Origin of the sequence: Actinomadura sp. NTSP31 (genome assembly GCF_041951385.1) — a bacterium.
Taxonomy (GTDB): domain Bacteria; phylum Actinomycetota; class Actinomycetes; order Streptosporangiales; family Streptosporangiaceae; genus Spirillospora; species Spirillospora napierensis.
This window is the reverse complement of sequence record NZ_JBGNUT010000024.1, coordinates 142,181-160,426: the sequence shown is the minus strand read 5'-3', so window position 1 is coordinate 160,426 and position 18,246 is coordinate 142,181. Positions and strand designations below refer to the sequence as shown.

The 18,246-nt window shown below is 70.0% G+C and carries 20 protein-coding genes; 8 read left to right on the top strand and 12 right to left on the bottom strand.

Going from position 1 to position 18,246, the window contains the following annotated elements:
* Window positions 1-19: 19 nt before the first annotated feature.
* Entirely contained in the window at window positions 20-655 is a 636-nt protein-coding gene (locus ACA514_RS33825) for a TetR family transcriptional regulator (RefSeq protein ID WP_375045325.1), read from the bottom strand.
* 71 nt (window positions 656-726) lie between these two features.
* Between ACA514_RS33825 and ACA514_RS33820 the strand changes: the two genes are divergently transcribed.
* Window positions 727-3,045, top strand: coding sequence for an MMPL family transporter (locus tag ACA514_RS33820; RefSeq protein ID WP_375045324.1), 2,319 nt, complete (start codon window positions 727-729; stop codon window positions 3,043-3,045).
* 94 nt (window positions 3,046-3,139) lie between these two features.
* Window positions 3,140-3,619: a VOC family protein gene (locus ACA514_RS33815; protein WP_375045323.1), complete on the top strand. Its 480-nt coding sequence runs from the start codon at window positions 3,140-3,142 to the stop codon at window positions 3,617-3,619.
* A gap of 114 nt (window positions 3,620-3,733) precedes the next feature.
* On the opposite strand, the gene ACA514_RS33810 is transcribed toward ACA514_RS33815, so the two are convergent.
* Complete coding sequence (locus ACA514_RS33810; protein WP_375045322.1) at window positions 3,734-4,954, bottom strand: MFS transporter; 1,221 nt, start codon at window positions 4,952-4,954, stop codon at window positions 3,734-3,736.
* Window positions 4,955-5,018: 64 nt separating this feature from the next.
* On the opposite strand from ACA514_RS33810, the gene ACA514_RS33805 reads away from it, so the two are divergent.
* Window positions 5,019-5,429: a MerR family transcriptional regulator gene (locus tag ACA514_RS33805; RefSeq protein ID WP_375045321.1), complete on the top strand. Its 411-nt coding sequence runs from the start codon at window positions 5,019-5,021 to the stop codon at window positions 5,427-5,429.
* A gap of 40 nt (window positions 5,430-5,469) precedes the next feature.
* On the opposite strand, the gene ACA514_RS33800 is transcribed toward ACA514_RS33805, so the two are convergent.
* The 5 genes from ACA514_RS33800 to ACA514_RS33780 all read right to left on the bottom strand — a co-directional run bounded on the left by ACA514_RS33800 (window position 5,470) and on the right by ACA514_RS33780 (window position 9,517).
* On the bottom strand, window positions 5,470-6,900 hold the full coding sequence (locus ACA514_RS33800; RefSeq protein ID WP_375045320.1) for a serine/threonine-protein kinase: 1,431 nt from the start codon (window positions 6,898-6,900) through the stop codon (window positions 5,470-5,472).
* A gap of 135 nt (window positions 6,901-7,035) precedes the next feature.
* Window positions 7,036-7,653, bottom strand: coding sequence for a hypothetical protein (locus ACA514_RS33795; protein ID WP_375045319.1), 618 nt, complete (start codon window positions 7,651-7,653; stop codon window positions 7,036-7,038).
* A 42-nt stretch (window positions 7,654-7,695) separates the two neighbouring features.
* Complete coding sequence (locus ACA514_RS33790) at window positions 7,696-8,259, bottom strand: dihydrofolate reductase family protein (protein ID WP_375045318.1); 564 nt, start codon at window positions 8,257-8,259, stop codon at window positions 7,696-7,698.
* 55 nt (window positions 8,260-8,314) lie between these two features.
* A complete protein-coding gene (locus ACA514_RS33785; RefSeq protein ID WP_375045317.1) occupies window positions 8,315-8,911 on the bottom strand; it encodes a dihydrofolate reductase family protein in 597 nt (198 codons plus the stop codon).
* A 3-nt stretch (window positions 8,912-8,914) separates the two neighbouring features.
* Entirely contained in the window at window positions 8,915-9,517 is a 603-nt protein-coding gene (locus tag ACA514_RS33780; RefSeq protein ID WP_375045316.1) for a dihydrofolate reductase family protein, read from the bottom strand.
* A gap of 123 nt (window positions 9,518-9,640) precedes the next feature.
* Between ACA514_RS33780 and ACA514_RS33775 the strand changes: the two genes are divergently transcribed.
* Window positions 9,641-10,870, top strand: a complete 1,230-nt coding sequence (locus ACA514_RS33775; protein ID WP_375045315.1) for a LuxR C-terminal-related transcriptional regulator — start codon at window positions 9,641-9,643, stop codon at window positions 10,868-10,870.
* Window positions 10,871-10,897: 27 nt separating this feature from the next.
* Here ACA514_RS33775 and ACA514_RS33770 read toward each other — a convergent pair whose 3' ends face one another.
* Complete coding sequence (locus ACA514_RS33770; protein WP_375045314.1) at window positions 10,898-11,098, bottom strand: hypothetical protein; 201 nt, start codon at window positions 11,096-11,098, stop codon at window positions 10,898-10,900.
* A 35-nt stretch (window positions 11,099-11,133) separates the two neighbouring features.
* Here ACA514_RS33770 and ACA514_RS33765 point away from each other — a divergent pair, with 35 nt between their 5' ends.
* The gene (locus ACA514_RS33765) at window positions 11,134-11,922 is read left to right on the top strand and encodes an oxidoreductase (protein ID WP_375045313.1); all 789 of its coding nucleotides are present in this window, start codon (window positions 11,134-11,136) and stop codon (window positions 11,920-11,922) included.
* A 105-nt stretch (window positions 11,923-12,027) separates the two neighbouring features.
* On the opposite strand, the gene ACA514_RS33760 is transcribed toward ACA514_RS33765, so the two are convergent.
* On the bottom strand, window positions 12,028-12,792 hold the full coding sequence (locus ACA514_RS33760) for a class I SAM-dependent methyltransferase (RefSeq protein WP_375045312.1): 765 nt from the start codon (window positions 12,790-12,792) through the stop codon (window positions 12,028-12,030).
* A gap of 129 nt (window positions 12,793-12,921) precedes the next feature.
* On the opposite strand from ACA514_RS33760, the gene ACA514_RS33755 reads away from it, so the two are divergent.
* Window positions 12,922-13,761, top strand: a complete 840-nt coding sequence (locus ACA514_RS33755) for an aldo/keto reductase (RefSeq protein WP_375045311.1) — start codon at window positions 12,922-12,924, stop codon at window positions 13,759-13,761.
* 124 nt (window positions 13,762-13,885) lie between these two features.
* Here ACA514_RS33755 and ACA514_RS33750 read toward each other — a convergent pair whose 3' ends face one another.
* The 3 genes from ACA514_RS33750 to ACA514_RS33740 are packed head-to-tail and all read right to left on the bottom strand — an operon-like array spanning window position 13,886 to window position 15,267.
* Window positions 13,886-14,239, bottom strand: coding sequence for a DUF397 domain-containing protein (locus tag ACA514_RS33750; protein ID WP_375045310.1), 354 nt, complete (start codon window positions 14,237-14,239; stop codon window positions 13,886-13,888).
* Between the two features lie 45 nt (window positions 14,240-14,284).
* Window positions 14,285-14,470, bottom strand: a complete 186-nt coding sequence (locus ACA514_RS33745) for a DUF397 domain-containing protein (protein ID WP_375045309.1) — start codon at window positions 14,468-14,470, stop codon at window positions 14,285-14,287.
* Window positions 14,461-15,267, bottom strand: a complete 807-nt coding sequence (locus tag ACA514_RS33740; protein ID WP_375045308.1) for a Scr1 family TA system antitoxin-like transcriptional regulator — start codon at window positions 15,265-15,267, stop codon at window positions 14,461-14,463. Before ACA514_RS33740 ends, ACA514_RS33745 begins: the two co-directional genes overlap by 10 nt.
* A gap of 204 nt (window positions 15,268-15,471) precedes the next feature.
* Here ACA514_RS33740 and ACA514_RS33735 point away from each other — a divergent pair, with 204 nt between their 5' ends.
* Window positions 15,472-15,867 carry an ATP-binding protein gene (locus ACA514_RS33735; protein WP_375045307.1) on the top strand — a complete coding sequence of 132 codons (396 nt, stop codon included), beginning with the start codon at window positions 15,472-15,474 and terminating at the stop codon, window positions 15,865-15,867.
* A 663-nt stretch (window positions 15,868-16,530) separates the two neighbouring features.
* Window positions 16,531-18,246 (top strand): TerD family protein, encoded by a 1,716-nt coding sequence (locus ACA514_RS33730; protein WP_375045306.1) that lies wholly within the window; start codon window positions 16,531-16,533, stop codon window positions 18,244-18,246.

Genomic DNA, 18,246 nt, shown 5'->3' with positions numbered 1-18,246 from the left:
GCGCCCGGTGCCCGGCGTTCTAGGGGGACGCGGCGTCCCAGGGGCGGTTCAGTGCGTCGACGGAGACCAGGCCGTTCTCCACGATGGTGACCGCGCGGTCGAGGGCCGTCCGCATCGACAGCGGGTCGTAGCCGTGGCGGCGGCAGTGCACCACGACCGCCTGCATTCCGCCCACCGCGACGCCTGCCGCCGCGACGGCGTCGATCTCGTTGATGCCGGGGCACAGGTCCCGTAGCAGGCCCTCGATCTTCTCTTGCGTGTCGGTAAGGCGCTGCAGCGCGCGCGCCTGCAGGCCGGGGCGTTCCAAGATGAGCGCTATCTGGACCGGGCCGTACTCGCCGTGCTCGCTGACGATCGCCTCCAGGACGGCGACGACGCCGCGCCGGATCGCCTGCATGGGGGACTCGCCGGGGACGCGCGTGGCCAGCCGTTCGGCGACCTCCGCGAGCCGGTCGTCGACCTCGGCGAAGACGACGTCCTCCTTGCTCGGGAAGTAGCCGAAGAAGGTGCGGGGGGCCACGTCGGCGGCGGCGGCGATGTCGGCGATCGTCGTCTCCTCGTAGCCGCGCTCGGCGAACAGCCGCAGCGCCGCGGACGCGATCGCGCGCCGGGTGCGGCGCTTCTTGCGCTCCCGCAGGCCGGTCCGCTCGTCCATGTGACGGACGTTACCACGGCTGCAAAGTTGCATCTATTGCAAAAATGCACGAATGCTGTTTCTCTGCGACCATGGCCGGATTCCTGGACGCACTGGGGCGTTTCTGCGTGCGCCAGCGGCGCACCGTCTTCGAGGTCTGGCTCGCGGTGATGCTCGGCGCCGGCGTCCTCGGCCTCGTGCACGGCGGCATGTTCGTCCAGCAGAGCAGCCTGCCCGGCACCGAGACGCAGCGGGCGGTCGACGCCCTCGCGCGCGACTTCCCGTCCCAGACCGGGCCCACCGCGACCGTCGTGTTCCACCAGACACCGCAGGCCAGCCCGGCGGACTGGCGCGTAGCCCTGACCATCGGCCGGTCGATCGACAACCTCGGGAAGCTCGACCGCGTCGCGTTCGTGCAGAACCCCTACGTCCCCGGCATGGGCGGGCTGAAGGACGACAAGGCCGTCGTCGTCCAGCTCAACTTCACCGGCACGATGAGCGACCTCAGCGCGGGCGATCTCGACCGGCTTCGCGAAGCCGTCGAGCCCGCGCGGATGGCAGGGCTGGACGTCAAGTTCGGCGGCATCGCCGCGATGATCCTCAACCAGCCGAAGAGCGGGCCGCAGGAGGCCGCCGGGATCGTGCTGGCCCTGATCGTGCTGCTGCTGGCGTTCGGGTCGTTCCTCGCCGCCGGCATCCCGATCCTCGTGTCGCTGTGCGGGCTGGCCGTCGCCTACTCGCTGATCCACTTCGGCGCGTCGCTGTTCCAGGTGGCGCCGACCGCGCCGATGGTCGCCGCGATGCTCGGCCTCGGTGCCGGCATCGACTACGCGCTGTTCATCGTCACCCGCTACCGGCAGCAGCTCGCCGACGGCGACGACGTCGAGACGGCCGTCGGACGCGCCATGGCCCATTCCGGCCACGCCGTCGTGTTCGCGGGCGGGACGGTCGTGTTCGCGATCTGCGGGCTGTTCCTGTCCGGCATCGCGTTCATCGGCCGGATCGGGCTCGCCTCCGCCATCGCCGTCGCGATCATGGTGGTGGCCGCGCTCACCCTGCTGCCCGCCGTGCTCGGCGCGCTCGGCCCGCGCATCGACCGGTACCGGCTGCCGCGCGTCCGCCCCGACCGCTCCTCCGCCCGCTGGATCGCGTGGGGCCGGCACGTGGACCGGAATGCCTGGCCTTACGCGATCCTCGCCACCCTGGTCCTGCTCGGGCTGGCCGTCCCCACCCTCAGCCTGCGGTTCGGCGTCATGGCCGACAGCATGTCCTCGAAGAAGCTGGAGGCGCGGCAGGCCTACGACATCGTCGCGCGGGAGTTCGGCGCCGGCCACTACAGCCCGTTCGTCGTCGTCGCGAAGGTGCCGGGCCCGGAGAGGACCGTCAAGAGCAAACCGCCGGTCGTGAAGGGACCGCAGGGCCTCAGCGGCCTCAGCGGCCCGCCCGCCGGGGCGGCGCCGTCGGCCGCGCCGTCCGCCGCGCCGCGCGTCAAGGGCGCCCCCGACCTCACCAAGAAGCCCGACAAGCAGGCCACGCTGATCGCGCAGGAGCTCGCGCAGCGCATCTCCGAGGTCTCCGGCGTGGTCTTCGTGGGGGAGCCCGTCGTCACCGGCACCACCGCGACCCTGACGGTCGTGCCGCGCGACGCCCCGCACGAGCAGTCGACCACCGACCTCGTCCACCGGCTCCGCGACACCACGATCCCCGCCGTCCGCGACGCGCACCCCGGCGCGCGGGTCTACCTCGGCGGCGAGAACCCCGCGATCATCGACATCGCCGACACGGTCGGGGCCCGGATGAGGACCGTCGTCGTCGCGGTCGTCGTCGTGGCGCTCCTGCTGCTGGTCATCGCGTTCCGCTCGATCGTCGTGCCGGTCAAGGCGGCGCTGATGAACCTGCTGTCGATCGGCGCCTCGTTCGGCGTCGTCACGGCCGTCTTCCAGTGGGGCTGGGGCGTCCGGCTGCTCGGCGTCGACCAGGCCATCCCGATCATGGCGTTCGTGCCGCTGTTCATGTTCGCGCTGATCTTCGGGCTGTCGATGGACTACGAGGTGTTCCTGCTGTCGCGGATCAAGGAGGAGTACGAGCGGTCCGGCGACCCGCACGAGAGCGTGGTGGTCGGCATCGGCTCCACCGCCCGGCTGATCACCTCCGCCGCGCTCATCATGATCTTCGTGTTCGCCGGGTTCGTCCCGCAGCCGGACCCGACGATCAAGCTGATGGCGCTCGGCCTCGCCGTCGCCGTCGCGGTGGACGCCACGATCGTCCGGCTCGTCCTGGTCCCGGCGCTGATGAGCCTGCTCGGGCACGCCAACTGGTGGTGGCCCGGCCGGGGCCGTCCCGTCCCGCCGCCGCCACCGCCCTCCCCGGCGCCCGTGGCCGAGCAGCTCGAGCTCGAACCTTTGCCTTGATCGGTCCGGAAGGCGCCGCCCGCCCGCGATGAGTTCCGGCGCCGCCCCTGGTCTAACCGGGGACGAACACCATCGACCATCGGGAGCGGTGAACATGGGGAAGGTCAGCACGTGTCTGTGGTTCGACGGCCAGGCCGAGGAGGCGGCCGCGTTCTACACGTCCATCGTGAAGAACTCGCGGGTGATCGACATCGTGCCGTACGGCGAGGTGGGCCCCGGCGAGAAGGGCTCGGCCATGCTCGTGCGGTTCGAGCTGGACGGGCAGCAGTTCGCGGGCCTCAACGGCGGCCCGCAGTTCACCTTCGACGAGGCGGTGTCCGTCCACATCTTCTGCGACTCCCAGGAGGAGATCGACGAGCTGTGGGAGAAGCTCACCGCGGACGGCGGCGAGGAGGGGCCCTGCGGGTGGCTGAAGGACAAGTACGGGCTGTCCTGGCAGATCGACTCGCGGGCGCTGTTCGAGATGATCGTCTCGCCCGACCAGGAGGCGGCGGCCAGGGCGACCAAGGCGATGTTCACCATGAAGAAGCTGGACGTCCAGGCGCTCCAGGACGCCTTCGACGGCAAGTCCTGAGCGCGGCGCCGTCCTTCCACCGGGCAGGCCGGGCGCCCCACATGACGGGTGGATCGCGCCCGGCCTGGACCGCGGTGCGGACGCCGGCTGGCCGGCGGATCCGCGGGTGCCGGGTCACCCGGCCATGCCCGGGCGCCGGGCCGGGAAGCCGTGGACGCGGGCGCCCGCGACGGCGATGAAGGCGGGCACCAGGAGCAGGAGGACGCTCCAGGGGAGGGACGTCGCGCCGAGCGCGTCGAGCAGGACGCCGCCGATGATCCCGCCCGCGGCCATGGCGACGTTCCACAGGGTCACCAGCATGGCTTGGGCGGCGTCGGCGCTCGCGCCTCCCGCGTCCGCGGCGGCCGTCTGCAGCAGGGTGGGCAGGCCGCCCCAGCCGAGGCCCCACAGCAGCGCCGCCAGGTAGACCAGAACGTCGCTGTGGGTCGGGATGCCGAGGAGGGCCGCGGCGGCGCCGACGAGCAGGACGCTGCTGATGGTGAGGGTGCGCAGCCGCCGGTCGATGTGGGCCCCGGTGAACCAGATGCTCACCAGGGAGGCGATCCCGAAGTCCAGGAGGACCAGGTCGGTCGACCCGCCCATGCCGATGTGGTCGAGGAAGGTGGCGATGTAGGCGTAGATGACGGTGTGGGCCAGGACGAAGACCAGGGTGACGAAGAGGACCGGTGCCACGCCCGGGACGGCGAGCGCCCGCAGCATCCGGGGCCGCTCCTGCGAGCGCTGGCCCGGGTAGTCCGGGACGGCCGCGGTGATCCAGCCGAGCAGGACGAGGGCGAGCCCCGTCATGGCCAGGAAGGCCACCCGCCAGCCGAGTGCCTGGCCGGTGAAGGTGCCGGCGGGGACGCCCAGGGACAGGGCGACGGGGATGCCGGCCATGGCGACGGCGACCGCCTTGCCCTGGAGGTGGGCCGGTGCCATGCGGCGGGCGTAGCCGGCCAGCAGGGCCCAGGCGAGCCCGGCGGCCACGCCGGCGACGAACCGGGCGATCAGGGTCAGCGCGTAGTCGGACGAGACGGCCGTGACCGTGTTGGCCGCGGCGAATCCGGCCATGGCCGCCAGCAGCAGCCGCTTGCGGCGCCACCCCGCGGTGGCGGCGGTCAGCGGGATGGCGGTGAGGGCGGTGCCGGCGGCGTACACCGTCACCGCCTGCCCCGCTGCGGACTCGCCCACATGGAGGCTGCCGCTCATCTCGGGGAGGACCCCGGCGGGAAGCGTCTCGGTCAGGCTGGTGATGAAGACGGCGGTGGCCAGTGCCAGCAGCGCCGCCATCGGCAGTTTCTCGGTGCTGATCGGTGCCCGGAGATCGACGGGCCGATCCGTGCTCTCGGTCGACATGGCAGGATGGTCAAACCTTCACATGGATGTGAAGGTCAAGCCGAGACCATGTGAGGTGGGACATATGCGCATCGGACGGCTGTCCGAACTGACCGGCGTCTCTCCCCGGCTCCTGCGCTACTACGAGGAGCAGGGCCTCATTATCTCCGAGCGCTGCGCGAACGGCTACCGCGACTACGACGAGCGGAGCGTGGACCGCGTCCTGCAGATCCGCGGGCTGCTGGACGCCGGCCTGCCGACCCGCATCATCAAGCAGATCCTGCCGTGCCTCGACAAGCCCCGGCGCATCGTCTTCTCCGACGCCACACCGGAGATGCTCGCGACGCTGGAGGGCGAGCTCCAGCGCATGAGCCGGCGCATCGAATGCCTCGCCCGCAACCGGGACGCCATCGCGGGATACCTCGAAGAGGTCCGAGCCGCCAGCTCCGCCCCTGAGGGGCGAACCGACCCGCTTCCGGTGCCCGCGGCGTCCTGATGACCGGCGAGCGTCCGGCGCATCGAACCGCTGATGGGCTCTAGAGGGTCTGCTTGAGTGCCCTTTCGATGATCTGGGCGATCTGGAGCACCCGCGTCTGCCGTTCGGCGTCCGTGCGCTTGTCGGGGCTCTCCGTGAGGTAGACGCCTATCTCAGCGTTCCGCAACGTGAAGATGATCTTCTCGCCGCGCCAGTCGCTCTGCCCGTCACCGCCCTTCGATTCCCGGACCGCGGCGTCCCCGAGACCGGGAACCCTCGTCCAGTGCAGGAGGTCCGCCACCGTCGATCTCCGGGGAAGGCCGGCGCGGACCGCCAGCGTGGCATCGACGGTCCGGGACGTTCCCTCGTCCCGGACGACGTCGCTCCACGCGCAGGAGTCGGCATCGTCATGGTCCTGGTACGGGCCCCAATCGAGGATCTCCGAGACTTGGGGGTTGGACATGAGTTCCTTGAGAACGGGCCCGTTCCTGACAACGGCGCAGGCGTCCGGAATGGACTCGAACCTGTCCTTTGAATCCGCGTCGGACGACATCAGGAACGGAACGCTCACGCCGATCCCGGCAAGAACGAGGAGGACGACAAGGATCGCCGTGACCAGCAGGCCCTTTTCCGGTTTCCGGAGTATCGACCTTTCCGTCAGTGTCCTGGTCGGAGCGTGCCCGTCCGCGACGGCCCTCAGCCCTTGCGCGGCGCGCCCCGAGTCCCAGCGCTTTCCCGGGTCTCTCTGCAGCAGTCCCCTGAGGACGGGCTTCAGCGCGCCGGACCGGACGAAGACGGGGTCGTCTCCCATGAGGAGCCGGCCGATGAGGACTTCCAGTTCGTCGGCCTGAAAGGGCGGATGGCCCTCCACCGCCATGTAAAGGGTCGCCCCCAATGACCACAGATCCGATGCCGGGCCCTGCGTGCCGGACCGGAACCGTTCGGGGGCCATGAAGACGGGCGTTCCGACGAACCTGCCCGTCCGGGTGTAGGCGGTGGCGTTGGACACCGCCGCGATCCCGAAGTCGGTGAGGACGACACGGCCGTCATCGGCGATCAGGACGTTGGCGGGCTTGACGTCGCGGTGCAGGATGCCCGCCTTGTGCGCGCAGTCCAGCGCGTCCAGCAAGGTGAGCCCGACCTGGGCGGCCCGGGCGGCGGGAAGCGGTCCGTCGGCGCGGACGATCTGCTCCAGGGAGCGGCCCCGGACGTACTGCATGACGATCCACGGGCCCTCGTCGTCCTCGATGACGTCGTGGACGTTGATGATCGCCGGATGGTCCAGCCTCGCGGCGGCGCGGGCCTCGCGCAGGAACCGGCCTTTGAGGGCGCCTCGCTCCTCCTCGGCCAGGTCATCGGGGACCTGGAGCCGCTTCATCGCCACCTGGCGTTCCAGGGCCCGGTCGTGCGCCTTCCACACGATCCCCATGCCGCCCCGGCCGATCTCCTCGTCGAGCCGGTACCGGCCCGCGACCACGGTCCCTTTCAGCACGGGATCGACTCTATCCCGTACAGACGCCGGTGTTCCTTTAAGTGCCCGCCACGTGCAGGGGCGGGACCGGCCCGCAGACGACCGGCGTCCCTCCGGACGGTGCGGCCCGGAGGGACGCCGGTGCGCCGCCGGGGATCAGCGCGTCCAGGTGGCGGTGGGTCCGTCGCTGTAGGCGTCGCTCGACCAGGTGGCGCCGGTGACGGGGCTTCCCGGCGCGGCCAGGACGGGGGCGCAGGTCCGGTACGACTTGCCGGGCGGGAACTTGTGCGTGTCCGGGTAGCCGTCGCACTTGGGGAACCGGCCCAGGACCGACAGGCTCCTGGCCTGGCCGCCGTCCGCCAGGACGCCGCGCGGACCGTCCGGCATCGTCAGCGACAGGTCCGTCGTGCCCGCGTTCTTGATCACGGCGTGGATGTAGTACGGCACCATCTTCTTGGCGTCGCCGCTGAGGTCCAGCCCGGACAGGTCGGCGACGCGGCCCTTGGCGATGCCGGTCACGGTGATCTGCAGCTTGCCCTTCTTGTCGTTGTAGGCGAAGTCCATCACGGCGGGCTGCCCGAACTTCAGCGTCTTGTCCGCCTGCGGTGTGGCGGCGGCGCTCGCGGACGGCCTGGAGGGCGCGGGCGTCCGGCCGGCCGAAGGCTTGGCGTCGGAGCCGCCACCGGATGACCCGCACCCGGCCAGGGCCAGGCCGGTGACTGCGATGGCGGCGATGCTGCGGGGGCTGTGGAGTACGGTTCTCGAACGTGGCATAACGGCTGATGAGTGTATTAGCCCCTCAAGCAGCGCGATCGGCTAGCGCGCCACGCGGTAGCGGAGGTAGACGACCTTCGAGACGAAGGTGCGGGTCTCCACGAGTTCGAGGTCCACCCGGCGCTCGCGCTGGGGGAAGAACGGAACGCCACCGCCGACCAGCACCGGGTAGACCCTGGCCCGGTACTCGTCGATCAGGTCCGCCGCGGCCGCCTCGGCGGCGAGGGTCGCGCCGCCGATCGCGATGTCGCCCTCGTCCGGCTCGGCCCGCAGCCGCTCGATCTCCTCCGCCAGGCCGCCCGAAGCCAGCTGGGCGTTGCCCTGCACCGCCGACAGCGTGGTGGAGAACACCACCTTGGGGAGCGGCTTCCAGAGCGCGGTCCACTCTCGCATCGAGTCGTCGAGCGATGGGTCCTGGTCGGCGGTCTCCCAGGCCAGCATCGTCTCGTAGAGGCGCCGTCCCATCAGGTGGACGCCGACCTTCCGTATCTCGTCGATGGCGAAGCGAAAGACCTCCTCGTCGGGTGCCGACCAGTCGAAGCCGCCGTCCGGCCCGACGATGTAGCCGTCCAGGGAGACGCTCATCGAATAGGTCACGCTGCGCATCAGCAGTCCTCCTCGCCAACGGGTTCGACAGTACGACCGCCGGACGCCCCAGGACTCATCGCTCGCCGCGGCGGCGGACGCGGTAGCGCAGGTGGGTGACCTGCCGCGCGGGATCCTCGCCCGGCGGAGTGGTCAGCCGGCGGACCAGTTCGAGGTCGACGTGCCCGGCCGGCAGGTCGCCGAACAGGCGCCGCCCCTGCCCGAGCAGGACCGGCACGACGTGCAGTTCCAGTTCGTCGAGCTGCCCGGCTCGCAGCAGGGCCTGCGCCGCCCCGGCACCGTGCACCATCACGTCGCCGTCTCCGGCCGCCGCGCGGGCCTGCGCGGCGCACTCCCGTACGTCGGTGACGTAGCGGACGCTGCCCGGTGCGGGTTCGTCCGGGACGTTGTGGGTCAGGATGAAGACGGGCACGCCGTTGTGATGGTCGCCCTGCCAGCGGTTGGCGTGTTCGTAGGTGCGGCGGCCCGAGATGACGGCGCGGGTGGCCATCACCTCTGTGTAGACCTGGCCGTTGGGCCCCGGGTCGTTGCGCCGGTCGAGCCAGTTGAAGAGGCGGAACCCGTCGATGCCCATCGGGTCGTCCATGCTGTCCCGCGGCCCGGTGACGTAACCGTCCAGGGACATGGTCATGTAAAGCCGGATGATCGCCATCGCTCAGCCCTCCGTCCTGACGCGGTAGCGCAGGTGCACCACGCCCGGCCCGTCCACGGCATCGAGCAGTTCGAGTTCGACGTGGTCGGGCGGCATGTCCTCGAAGAGCGGTTCGCCCTGTCCCAGCAGGACCGGGACCAGGTGGATCCGCAGTTCGTCCAGGACGCCGGCGGCCAGTGCCAGCCGAGCGGTGCGGGCTCCGTGGACCAGCACGTCCTTGTCGCCGGCGGCCGCCCTGGCCCTGCTCATCGCGTCCGTCACGTCGCTGACGTAGGTCACCCCCGGCCATTGCAGCGCGGGATCGGGCCGGTTGCGGCTCAGGACGAAGATCGGCACGCCGTCGTGGTGGTCGCCGCCCCAGCCGTCGGCGAGCTCGAACGTCCGCCGGCCGACGACGACCGCCCCGGTGGCCATGAATTCGTCCATGACCTCGCGGTTCACACCCGCCATGCGGCCGGTGTCCCTCCTGCGTTCGGGGTCGGCGTCCGGCAGGAACCACTCGTGCAGCCGGCGCCCCTGGTCACCGAGCCCATTGCCCGGGGCCACGTTCGGCCCGGCGATGAACCCGTCCACCGACATCGACATCGACAGAATGGTCCTGCTCATGTTTCCCGGTCCTTTCGGTACGCCCAACGGGGTGCCACGAGAGTCATCGCGGGTCCGGTCCGGTGGCCGTGAAGGTACGGGCGCTGAGAGCGGTATTGGCGGTGGTCATGGCTACGGCTCCGGTTGAGTGATCCGGCCCGGCCGGACGCGTACTGCTTTGTGCGCCCAGCATGCGAGATCGCGGAGCTGATTCATATCCCAGATTTCTGGGGTCAGGCCGTCGATCGCTATAAAGTCCCCATCGTGGGCAACGTGATGGCGGCGCATGCGCGCGCCCGCGACGAAATCCTCAAGCTGGTCCACCGAGGGTTGCCCGTGCCGGAATTCTCACGGGCCGTCGGCGACGCCCTGGGCCGGGCCGTGCCCGCCGAAGGCACCTGCCTGATGACGACCGACCCGGCGACCATGCTCCCCACCGCGGAGTTCGTGGAGAACGGCCTGCCCGCGGCCGGACTGCTCCGGCTCGTGGAGATCGAGGCGCGCGAGCCGGACTTCAACAAGTGGGCGCAGCTCGCCCACGCCGGCCGCGCGACCGGCAGCCTGAGCGAGGCCACCGCCGGTGATCTCGACCGCAGCCTGCGTCAGCGGGAGATCCGCCGCCCCGGGGGATTCGCCGACGAATTGCGGGTGGTGCTCGCCGGCAGTACGGGGATGTGGGGGCAGCTGACCGTGTTCCGGGAGGCGGGGCGCCCGCACTTCTCCTCGGCCGAGGTGGAGTTCGCATCGTCGGTCGCCGGACTGATCGCCGATGGTCTGCGGCGGGGCATGCTGCTCGGTGGCGCCCAGACCGGCGATGACGACGTCGGTCTGCTGGTCCTCGACCCCGACGACGGCGTGCGCATGTCCAACGGGACGGCGGACCGCCTGCTGGACGAGCTGGGCACCGGTAGCAGAGAGGGCGCCCGGCTGCCGCTGGTGATCTCGTCCGTCGCCCGCCAGGCCCGTTCCCTGTGCGGCCCGGAGACGAGCGCGGCACCCGCGCCGGCCGGCGCCCGGCCGGCCAGGGCCCGAGCGCGCACCCGGGCCGGCCGGTGGCTGATCGTCCGGGGCTCGCTGCTGAACGACGGTCCGGAACCGCAGGTCGCGGTGATGCTGGAGGCCACTCGCCCCGCCGAGATGGCACCCCTGATGGTCGATGCCTACGGCTTCACCGACAGCGAGCGCCGTGTCACCGAACTGGTCGCTCAGGGCCTGTCGACCAAGCAGATCGCCGCCCGGCTGCACGTGTCGTCCTACACCGTGCAGGACCACCTGAAATCGATCTTCGCCAAGTCCGGCACCGGTTCACGCGGAGACCTGATCGCCCGGCTGTTCCTCGACCACTACGCCGTCTCCTTGACGTCGGGCACCTGATCTAGAAGACCAGGCCGACGGCCTGGCTCACGACATCTTCCTGTCGAGGGAGGTCGGAGTGGCGCAGTGCTCGTCGCCGCCGGTCAGGTCGTCGCGCACCAGGACGAGGAGTTGCGTCAACTGTGCGCGCTGGGCATCGGTCAGCGAGCGGAAGAGGTCGTCCTCCACCTCCTGCTGCGCGGCCGTCGCCGCTTGCAGCCGCCGCCGTCCCGCCTCCGTCAGCACCACCAGGTGGCGGCGCCGCGTCCGCCACCCGTCCGCCCGTGCCGCTCCTCGATCCGAGTGCGGATCTGGGCCTCCACGGGGCCCGCGCCGTCGTCACCGGAGGAACCCGTGGCATCGGCGCCGCCACGGTGCGCCGCCTGGCCGCGGCCAGCGCACACGTGGTCGCCATCGCCCGCAACACGGCCGAAGTGCCCGCCGGAGTGCACCTGGTGACCGCCGACCTGAACACTCCCGGCGGGGTCGAGCACGCGGCAGCCGCAGCATCCGATCTCCTGGGCGGCATCGACGTGCTCGTCGACAACGCCGGACGCAACACCCAGGTACCCGACGGCGTCCTCGCCGCGACCGACGAGGACTGGCTGGCCAACCTCCAGGCCAACCTGCTGTCCGCCGTCCGCCTCGACCGCCTCCTCGTCCCGCGCATGACCGCGCAGGGCCACGGGGCGGTCGTCCACGTGTCGTCGAACGCCGCCCGCTACCCGCAGCCCAACGGCGCTCCCTACGCCGCCGCGAAGGCCGCCCTCAACGCCTACAGTAAAAGCCTCGCGCTCACCTGCGGCCCGCACGGCGTGCGGGTGACCGCGGTCATGCCGGGAGTCATCGAGACCGGCGCCGTGGAAGAGAGCCTGCGGCAGGCGGCCGAACGCACCGGCCGCGACCTGGACACCGTCCGCAAGGAGTTCCACCAGCGCCTTCCCGCCCCGCTCGGCCGTCCCGGACGGCCGGAGGAGGCCGCAGAACTGATCGCCTTCCTCGCCTCCCCGCGCGCCTCCTACCTCACCGGCATCACCATCTCGGTCGACGGAGGCATCCTCCCCACCCTCTGACGAACCGTCCGGGAGACACCTCGGACCCGCGCACGGGCTGAGCGAGAGCCGCCATATCCGGCGGAAAGATGGTGCCGGTGAACTGACCGCCGGACTCCCGCGAGGCTAGGTGGCCGTCGGCGGTGCCTGGAGGACGAAGAACAGGAAGCAGGGTTTGGTCGCGAGGTCGCGGACGTCGTCTTCGGGAAACAGTTCGCGAGCAGCCGGATCGGGCTGCGGCTCGCTGATGGCGGCCAGGCGGAAACCGGCGGCGGCGAAGGCATCGGTCATCGCGTGCAGCGGCTTGCGCCACAACTTCATCGGGATGAGCCGTCCGTTGAGCATCCATTCGAAGGAATAGCTGGTGGTCGCGAAGTAGTCGGGCCGGGGCTCGGAGATCGTGTAGGCCACGAAAGGGTGGTCCACCGACGCGATCAGCCTGCCGCCGGGCCTCAGCACGCGCCGCATCTCGGCCAGCGTCGGCCCCCAGTCCTCCAGGTAGTGCAGGACCAGCGACGCGACCACGTCGTCGAACGCGCCGTCGTCGAACGGCAGGGGGTCTTTCAGGTCGGCCACGTGCAGGGCCGCGTCGTCACCGAGCCGCTTCCTTGCCAGCGCCAGCATTCCGGCGCTGGCGTCGATTCCGGTGACGATCGCCCCGCGGTCGCGCAGTGCGGCCGTCAGGGGACCGGAACCGCAGCCGGCGTCCAGGACCCGGCGGCCGGCCACGTGTCCGGCGAGCGCCAGCATCGCGGGCCGCTCGTAGTAGGCGTTCACGAGACTGTTCTCGTTCTCCGCCGAATACACCTCGGCGAAGCCGTCGTAGTCGTTCACCTTGGCCGGATCCGCAGGCTGGGCCAGACCCTCGGGCATGTCCGTCGCTCGGTCCATCGGCTCAGCCTAGGCCGTGTCTCTTCGATCAATGACCTTTGTTCTGATCACAGCGAACGGTCGACCTCGCTGGGGCACCCAACTGCGCTGTTAACGTGTCCTTTTGAGCGAGGGGGATGAAGAGAGCAGATGGCATCGGCCACTTTTCTTATCGGCGGGGATCTGAGTGTGCAGCGGCTCGGGTTCGGAGCCATGCACCTGCCGGCCGAGCCCGCCTCCGACCGCCGGGCATCCCTTGCGGTCGCCCGGCGGGCCGTCGAGCTGGGCGTCACGCTGATCGACACCGCCCACTTGTACGGTGGGGGCGCCAACGAGGAACTCCTTGCTGAAGCCCTGTACCCCTACCCGGACGGGCTTCTCATCACCACCAAGATCGGCGTCGCACGATCGGCCTCCTCAGGCGAGTGGGGACTGGACGGCCGGCCGGCCGTTCTACGCGCTCAGGTCGAACAGGCCCTCCGTCGGCTTCGCGTTGAGCGGATCGAGCTCCTCCAGCTGCACCGCATCGATCCGACGACACCTCTTGCCGATCAGCTCGGCACGCTGCAGGACCTTCAGACCGAAGGCAAGCTCGGCCGCATCGGACTGTCCGAGGTCACCGTCACCGAGCTGGACCAGGCACGCGAGATCATCAACGTGGCGAGCGTGCAAAACCGCTACAACCTGCTCGACCGTGAGCACGAGCCCGTGCTCGCGGCCTGCGAGGCGGCGGGCATCGCCTTCTTGCCGTGGCGGCCCGTCGCCGCAGGGGCGTCGGGCGCGCAGGCCGAGATCGCCGCCGTGGCGGCCGAGATCGGCGCCACGCCCACTCAGGTCGCGCTCGCCTGGCTTCTCGGCCGTTCGCCGGTCATCCTCCCGATCCCGGGCACCGCCCGGATCGACCACCTGGAGGAGAACCTCGCGGCGGCGGACCTCCGTCTCGCTCCGGCCCAGCGCGAGCGCCTCGACCGGCTAGGCGAGCCGGTGTAGGTCTCCTTCCTCACGAGGCGGAGCCAGCTGAGGAGCGCGGCGGCAGTGCCGCTGTCTTGGTAAAGGTGTCCGCGCTGTCCTCTCAAGCATGAGCGGACGTGCCGTCCCGCCCCACCGACCCGCGTCAGCGGGGCGGAAGGGGCCAGACGTTCTTCAAAGTGTCGGTCAGGTGCCGGAACTGGTTGCGGCTCAGGACGAGCATCGGGCCGTCCGGGTCCTTGCTGTCCCGAACCGCCACGACGCCCGTCCCGTCCGCGACCTCAACGCAGTTGTCACCCTCGGCCGTGCTCCGCGAAGCCTTCCGCCAGCCGGTCTCGGAGCCCGGCACTGAGGCCAGTTCGACGCAGTTGTCGCCCGACTCATTGCTGAGACGTGCTTTGCGCCAGGCCAGCGCGGACCTCGGGAAGGAAGCGAACTCGACGCAGTCATCGCCTTGTTCGCTGCTGTGAGACGGCTTGTGCCAGGTGACGTCGGTCAACTCCAACACCTCGTCTACGCCGGGGGAGAAGCTAGTACGCGCAGCCTAAATGTTTTTGAGGGTCTCGGCTAGCTGGCGGAAATCGCTGCGGCACATGGTGAGCCTGGGTCCGTTGGGATCCTTGCTGTCACGGACGGCAATGACGTGCTCGATTGACGCAAGCTCGATACAGGCGTCGCCCTCTTCGTGGCTCTTCGCGGCTTTGCGCCAGAGTTGCTCGTTCAACTCCATCTTTCTCTGATTACCTTTCTTATTAGTTCACGTGAGTCGTGCGTGTTGAGGGATTGTGCGGTCAGAGTGTGCATCACTGTGCTGACCTTGGAAAGCTCGGACGGGTCGCGCGTGATCTCTCCTCCCGTCGCCTTCACGACGTAGGCGATTTCGCTTCGATCGGGCTGCGTGGCGATGTGGAATGACGCCTTCGCGTTCCGGTAGTGCCCGGTTTTGGCTATCTGGATGAAGATGCCCTCCCGTAGGGAAAGCTTAATCAGGTGCTCGAGTTGCTCGCACATGACCTTTCCTGAGCCGACCTCGCGATACAAAATGCTTTCTTCCAATACCACGCTGATCAAAGGCGGAGGTTTTCGGGTCAGAAGCTCCTGTCGCTTCATCCTGGTGGCTATCGGCTCGTCGTCGACTAGTAGCACACGAGCATACGCCTCGGTCTGAAAGAGGCCATAGACGAGATGCGTCTCATACACCCGTAGCTGATCGGCCGACGCCTCTGCCTTGGGGAAGGCGACGAAGTGGGTCGGGTACCTCACTTGCTTGATCTGCTCGAGCAGGTCGTCCCAGGCTTCGGCGATCTCTCCGTTCGTGTTGAGCATGCCGTCGAGGCGCTCGGCGAAGTCCCGGCGGCACTTCGTCCGGCCACATTCGACATGGCTGATGTAGGAGCGCGCGACGTTGACGAGCTGCGCCAGCTCGTCCTGCTTTAGGCCGTTCGCCTCACGGAACCGCCTGACCACAGTGCCGAAACCCACCAGTTCGGGATCGATCGTGGGCCTGGCGCTACCACTTGCAGGCATGACTGCTCTCCTCGGTGACGCTAGTAGCGCGCCAGTGGCCGCTACTGGAATGTGGCTGTTCTGCTGCTCTCTCGTGAGAATACGAGTTTCTGTGGCCTCATGGTGTTCGTTCGATGACAGAGAGTGATTTGGGGCGGGATCTTCCGGTTTGCGGGTGAGAGTCGTCCGAGGTCGCTGACGTTCGCGCTCGAAGGGCGTACACCGATGCCAGCAGCATCCACACCGGAGTCACCGGCTCTCGTGCTCGCGCCGACCGACCAGGCGCCTCGCCACGCGCGCCGCTTCCTCGTGGAGCGGTTCCGCGAGCTGGGGATCGCGGAGACCTACGTGGGGCGGGTCGTGGTTACCGAACTGGTGACCAACAGCTACAAGCACGTGGGGTTCGGGCACATCGTCGTCCGCGTTCTGCCGGACGTGCGGGACGGCCTCGTGCGGATAGAGGTCTGGGACCAGGGCGCTGGGACGCCCGAGGTCCGTCCGGAGAACTACGAGGCGACCAGCGGGCGGGGCCTGCTGATGCTGGCGCAACTCGTCCAGGACTGGGGTGTGCGGCCGCTCGTGGAGGAAGGAAAGGTCGTTTGGGCGGCCTACGTCCCTTGAAGCCGTGCGCTTTGCGGTGGCGCACCCTGCGCGGCCGCGCGGGTCGGCGCTGTTCTGAAGCACCGCATGTCCCCGTCCATCTGGTGACCGGAGGTACCGCTGTGTTCTCGCAGGACTCGGAGTTTCGTCATCGCGGGGCGGTGGGCGCCGGTCCTGCGCTCGTCCCGCCGCCCGGCCACCGGTACGGGAACCGGCTGGAGGTCGATTCCGACATAGAGCTCGCCGTGGAGCGGTTGCGGCTTGCCTTTCCCGGCGTCTGCGTCTGGCACGGCGAGTTCACCGGATCGCTGTGGGCGTTGCTGCCGGGGCGGTTGGTCGAGGCGCGTGTCGCCGATGACCTCGCGCGGCGGCTGCATGCGGAACTCGGCGGCTCCCGGATCCGGCCGGCCGACGTCGGCGTTCCGGTACCGGGACGGCGGGGAGCGGACGAGCCGGTGCCGATGAGGCGGCCTCCCGGGCGGGTTCGGCGGCGGCGGTCGGTGCGGACGATCGTGGAAGCATGGTTGCGTCCTCTGGTCCGGCCTCGCCGGGGTGCGTTCTGAATTGCCGCATCCGGGAACGCGGAGATCAACAGGCCGGGTTTTCCACGGTTTTCGTGACCGCTTGTGGGCGCTGGGCGGAATCTGTGTCGTGGGACGGGCGGCCGGTGTCTAACGTTCCGCCATGGTCGCGTTTCCGCATGAGTGGGCGTTGGTGGACGTGGAGACGTCCGGGTTCAGTTCCGCGCGGCACCGGGTGCTGTCGGTCGCCGTGGCGACGATCGGGAAGGACGGGAGTCCGGGGGAGGAGTTCTCGACGCTTCTCGATCCCGGATGCGATCCGGGCCCCGTTCACATTCACGGGTTGACGGCCGGTCGGCTGAAAGGATCCCCGGTGTTCGGGGACGTCGCCGAGCGGGTCGCGCGAATGCTCAAGGGGCGGGTTCTGGTGGCGCACAACGCGCCTTTCGACTATGGATTCCTCGCCCAGGAGTTCGGGCGTGCGGGGAAAGGTCTTCCGGTCGAGTCGAGGCTGTGCACGCTCGCGCTGAACCGGCGTCTGGCTCCGGCGACGTCCGATCTGAAGCTCGGCACGCTGGCCGCGCATTACGGTGTGCGGGTGGGGAGGGCGCATGACGCCCGGGAGGACGTCCGGGCGCTTGCCGGGGTACTGCGGGGGTCGCTCGGCGAGGCGGCCCGGCTGGGCGTGCGGTTGCCGCTGGTGACGTGCCCGCCCAAGCAGAATGCCAGGCAGAACGGCGTGTATCCGCCGTCCGCGCCGAAGGTCCACTGCGCGTTCGCGTGTCCGGGGCGGTTGGAGAACGGCGCGCCGCTCGTCCAGGGGATGAAGGTCGCCATCACCGGGGAGACGGACGTTTCCCGTGACGAACTCGTCGCGCGGTCCGTGGCGGCCGGGCTGAACGTCATGGGGTCGGTCAGCAGGTTCACGAGCGTGCTCGTGACCAACGACGGCGGTTCCGGGACGGCCAAGGCCCGCAAGGCGAGCGAGAACGGGGTTCCGGTCATCGATGAGCGGACCTTTCTGCGGCTGCTGGACGGTGTCCGTCCGGGCAGCGCTCATGACGAACCGCGACCTGCGGTCCCGGCGCCGGTCGCGAAGGCGGAGGTCACGCGGCCGTTGGACGGGCGGCGGGTGCTGGTGCTCGGCGGGACGCACCCGAAGGCGTCCAAGGCGCGGGGACGGGTCGTGGAGCTGGGCGGTGCGGCGGCGGTCAATCTGTCGGCGAGCGTCACCGACGTGGTCGCGCTCGACGCCGGCGACCGCCGCATGGAGCGGGTCGTGAAGCTGGAGCTTCCGGTGCACGCGGAGGTCTGGTTGGAGGCGCCCGAGCGGGGTCCGGTGCGTGAGGGAACGCGGGTCCTGCCGCGTGGCGGTGCCGTCGACCTGCCGAAGGGTGGGCGGTGGACGGTCGAGGCGTCGTGGGTGCGGCACCCGTCATGCGAGGTCGACGTGGTGGCATTCGCCCTGGACGAGGACGGTCAGGTGGCGAGCGACGAGGACTTCGTCTTCTACAACGCCGCCGAGACGCCGGACGGATCGGTGCGCCTGGTGGCCGACGGCCCGGCCGAGCAGGCGATCACCGTCGACCTCGACGGCCTGCCCGGTGCCGTGCGGACGGTCACCGTCGCGGCGGCGATCGACGGGGCGGTGACGTTCGGGGATCTCGGCGCCATCGAGGTCGTGGTCGGGCCGGACGACGCGGAGAGCGCCTTCGTCCAGGCGACCCTCGACGCGGGCACCAGCGAGCGGACGATGCTGCTCGCGGACATCTACCGGCGCGGCGACGGCTGGCGCGTGCGGGTCGTGGGGCAGGGCCACGAGTTCGGCCTGGACGGGCTGGCGCGCGCGTTCGGGGTCGACGTGGAGGACGAGGGCTGA

What these genes read in the sequence shown, in the direction of transcription:
- ACA514_RS33810 (WP_375045322.1), bottom strand. Translation starts at nt 4,954, where the DNA reads ATGTCGACCGAGAGCACGGATCGGCCCGTCGATCTCCGGGCACCGATC.
- ACA514_RS33805 (WP_375045321.1), top strand. Translation starts at nt 5,019, where the DNA reads ATGCGCATCGGACGGCTGTCCGAACTGACCGGCGTCTCTCCCCGGCTC.
- ACA514_RS33815 (WP_375045323.1), top strand. Translation starts at nt 3,140, where the DNA reads ATGGGGAAGGTCAGCACGTGTCTGTGGTTCGACGGCCAGGCCGAGGAG.
- ACA514_RS33735 (WP_375045307.1), top strand. Translation starts at nt 15,472, where the DNA reads ATGCCAGCAGCATCCACACCGGAGTCACCGGCTCTCGTGCTCGCGCCG.
- ACA514_RS33745 (WP_375045309.1), bottom strand. Translation starts at nt 14,470, where the DNA reads ATGGAGTTGAACGAGCAACTCTGGCGCAAAGCCGCGAAGAGCCACGAA.
- ACA514_RS33795 (WP_375045319.1), bottom strand. Translation starts at nt 7,653, where the DNA reads ATGCCACGTTCGAGAACCGTACTCCACAGCCCCCGCAGCATCGCCGCC.
- ACA514_RS33780 (WP_375045316.1), bottom strand. Translation starts at nt 9,517, where the DNA reads ATGAGCAGGACCATTCTGTCGATGTCGATGTCGGTGGACGGGTTCATC.
- ACA514_RS33760 (WP_375045312.1), bottom strand. Translation starts at nt 12,792, where the DNA reads ATGGACCGAGCGACGGACATGCCCGAGGGTCTGGCCCAGCCTGCGGAT.
- ACA514_RS33820 (WP_375045324.1), top strand. Translation starts at nt 727, where the DNA reads ATGGCCGGATTCCTGGACGCACTGGGGCGTTTCTGCGTGCGCCAGCGG.
- ACA514_RS33730 (WP_375045306.1), top strand. Translation starts at nt 16,531, where the DNA reads ATGGTCGCGTTTCCGCATGAGTGGGCGTTGGTGGACGTGGAGACGTCC.
- ACA514_RS33755 (WP_375045311.1), top strand. Translation starts at nt 12,922, where the DNA reads ATGGCATCGGCCACTTTTCTTATCGGCGGGGATCTGAGTGTGCAGCGG.
- ACA514_RS33790 (WP_375045318.1), bottom strand. Translation starts at nt 8,259, where the DNA reads ATGCGCAGCGTGACCTATTCGATGAGCGTCTCCCTGGACGGCTACATC.
- ACA514_RS33785 (WP_375045317.1), bottom strand. Translation starts at nt 8,911, where the DNA reads ATGGCGATCATCCGGCTTTACATGACCATGTCCCTGGACGGTTACGTC.
- ACA514_RS33740 (WP_375045308.1), bottom strand. Translation starts at nt 15,267, where the DNA reads ATGCCTGCAAGTGGTAGCGCCAGGCCCACGATCGATCCCGAACTGGTG.
- ACA514_RS33825 (WP_375045325.1), bottom strand. Translation starts at nt 655, where the DNA reads ATGGACGAGCGGACCGGCCTGCGGGAGCGCAAGAAGCGCCGCACCCGG.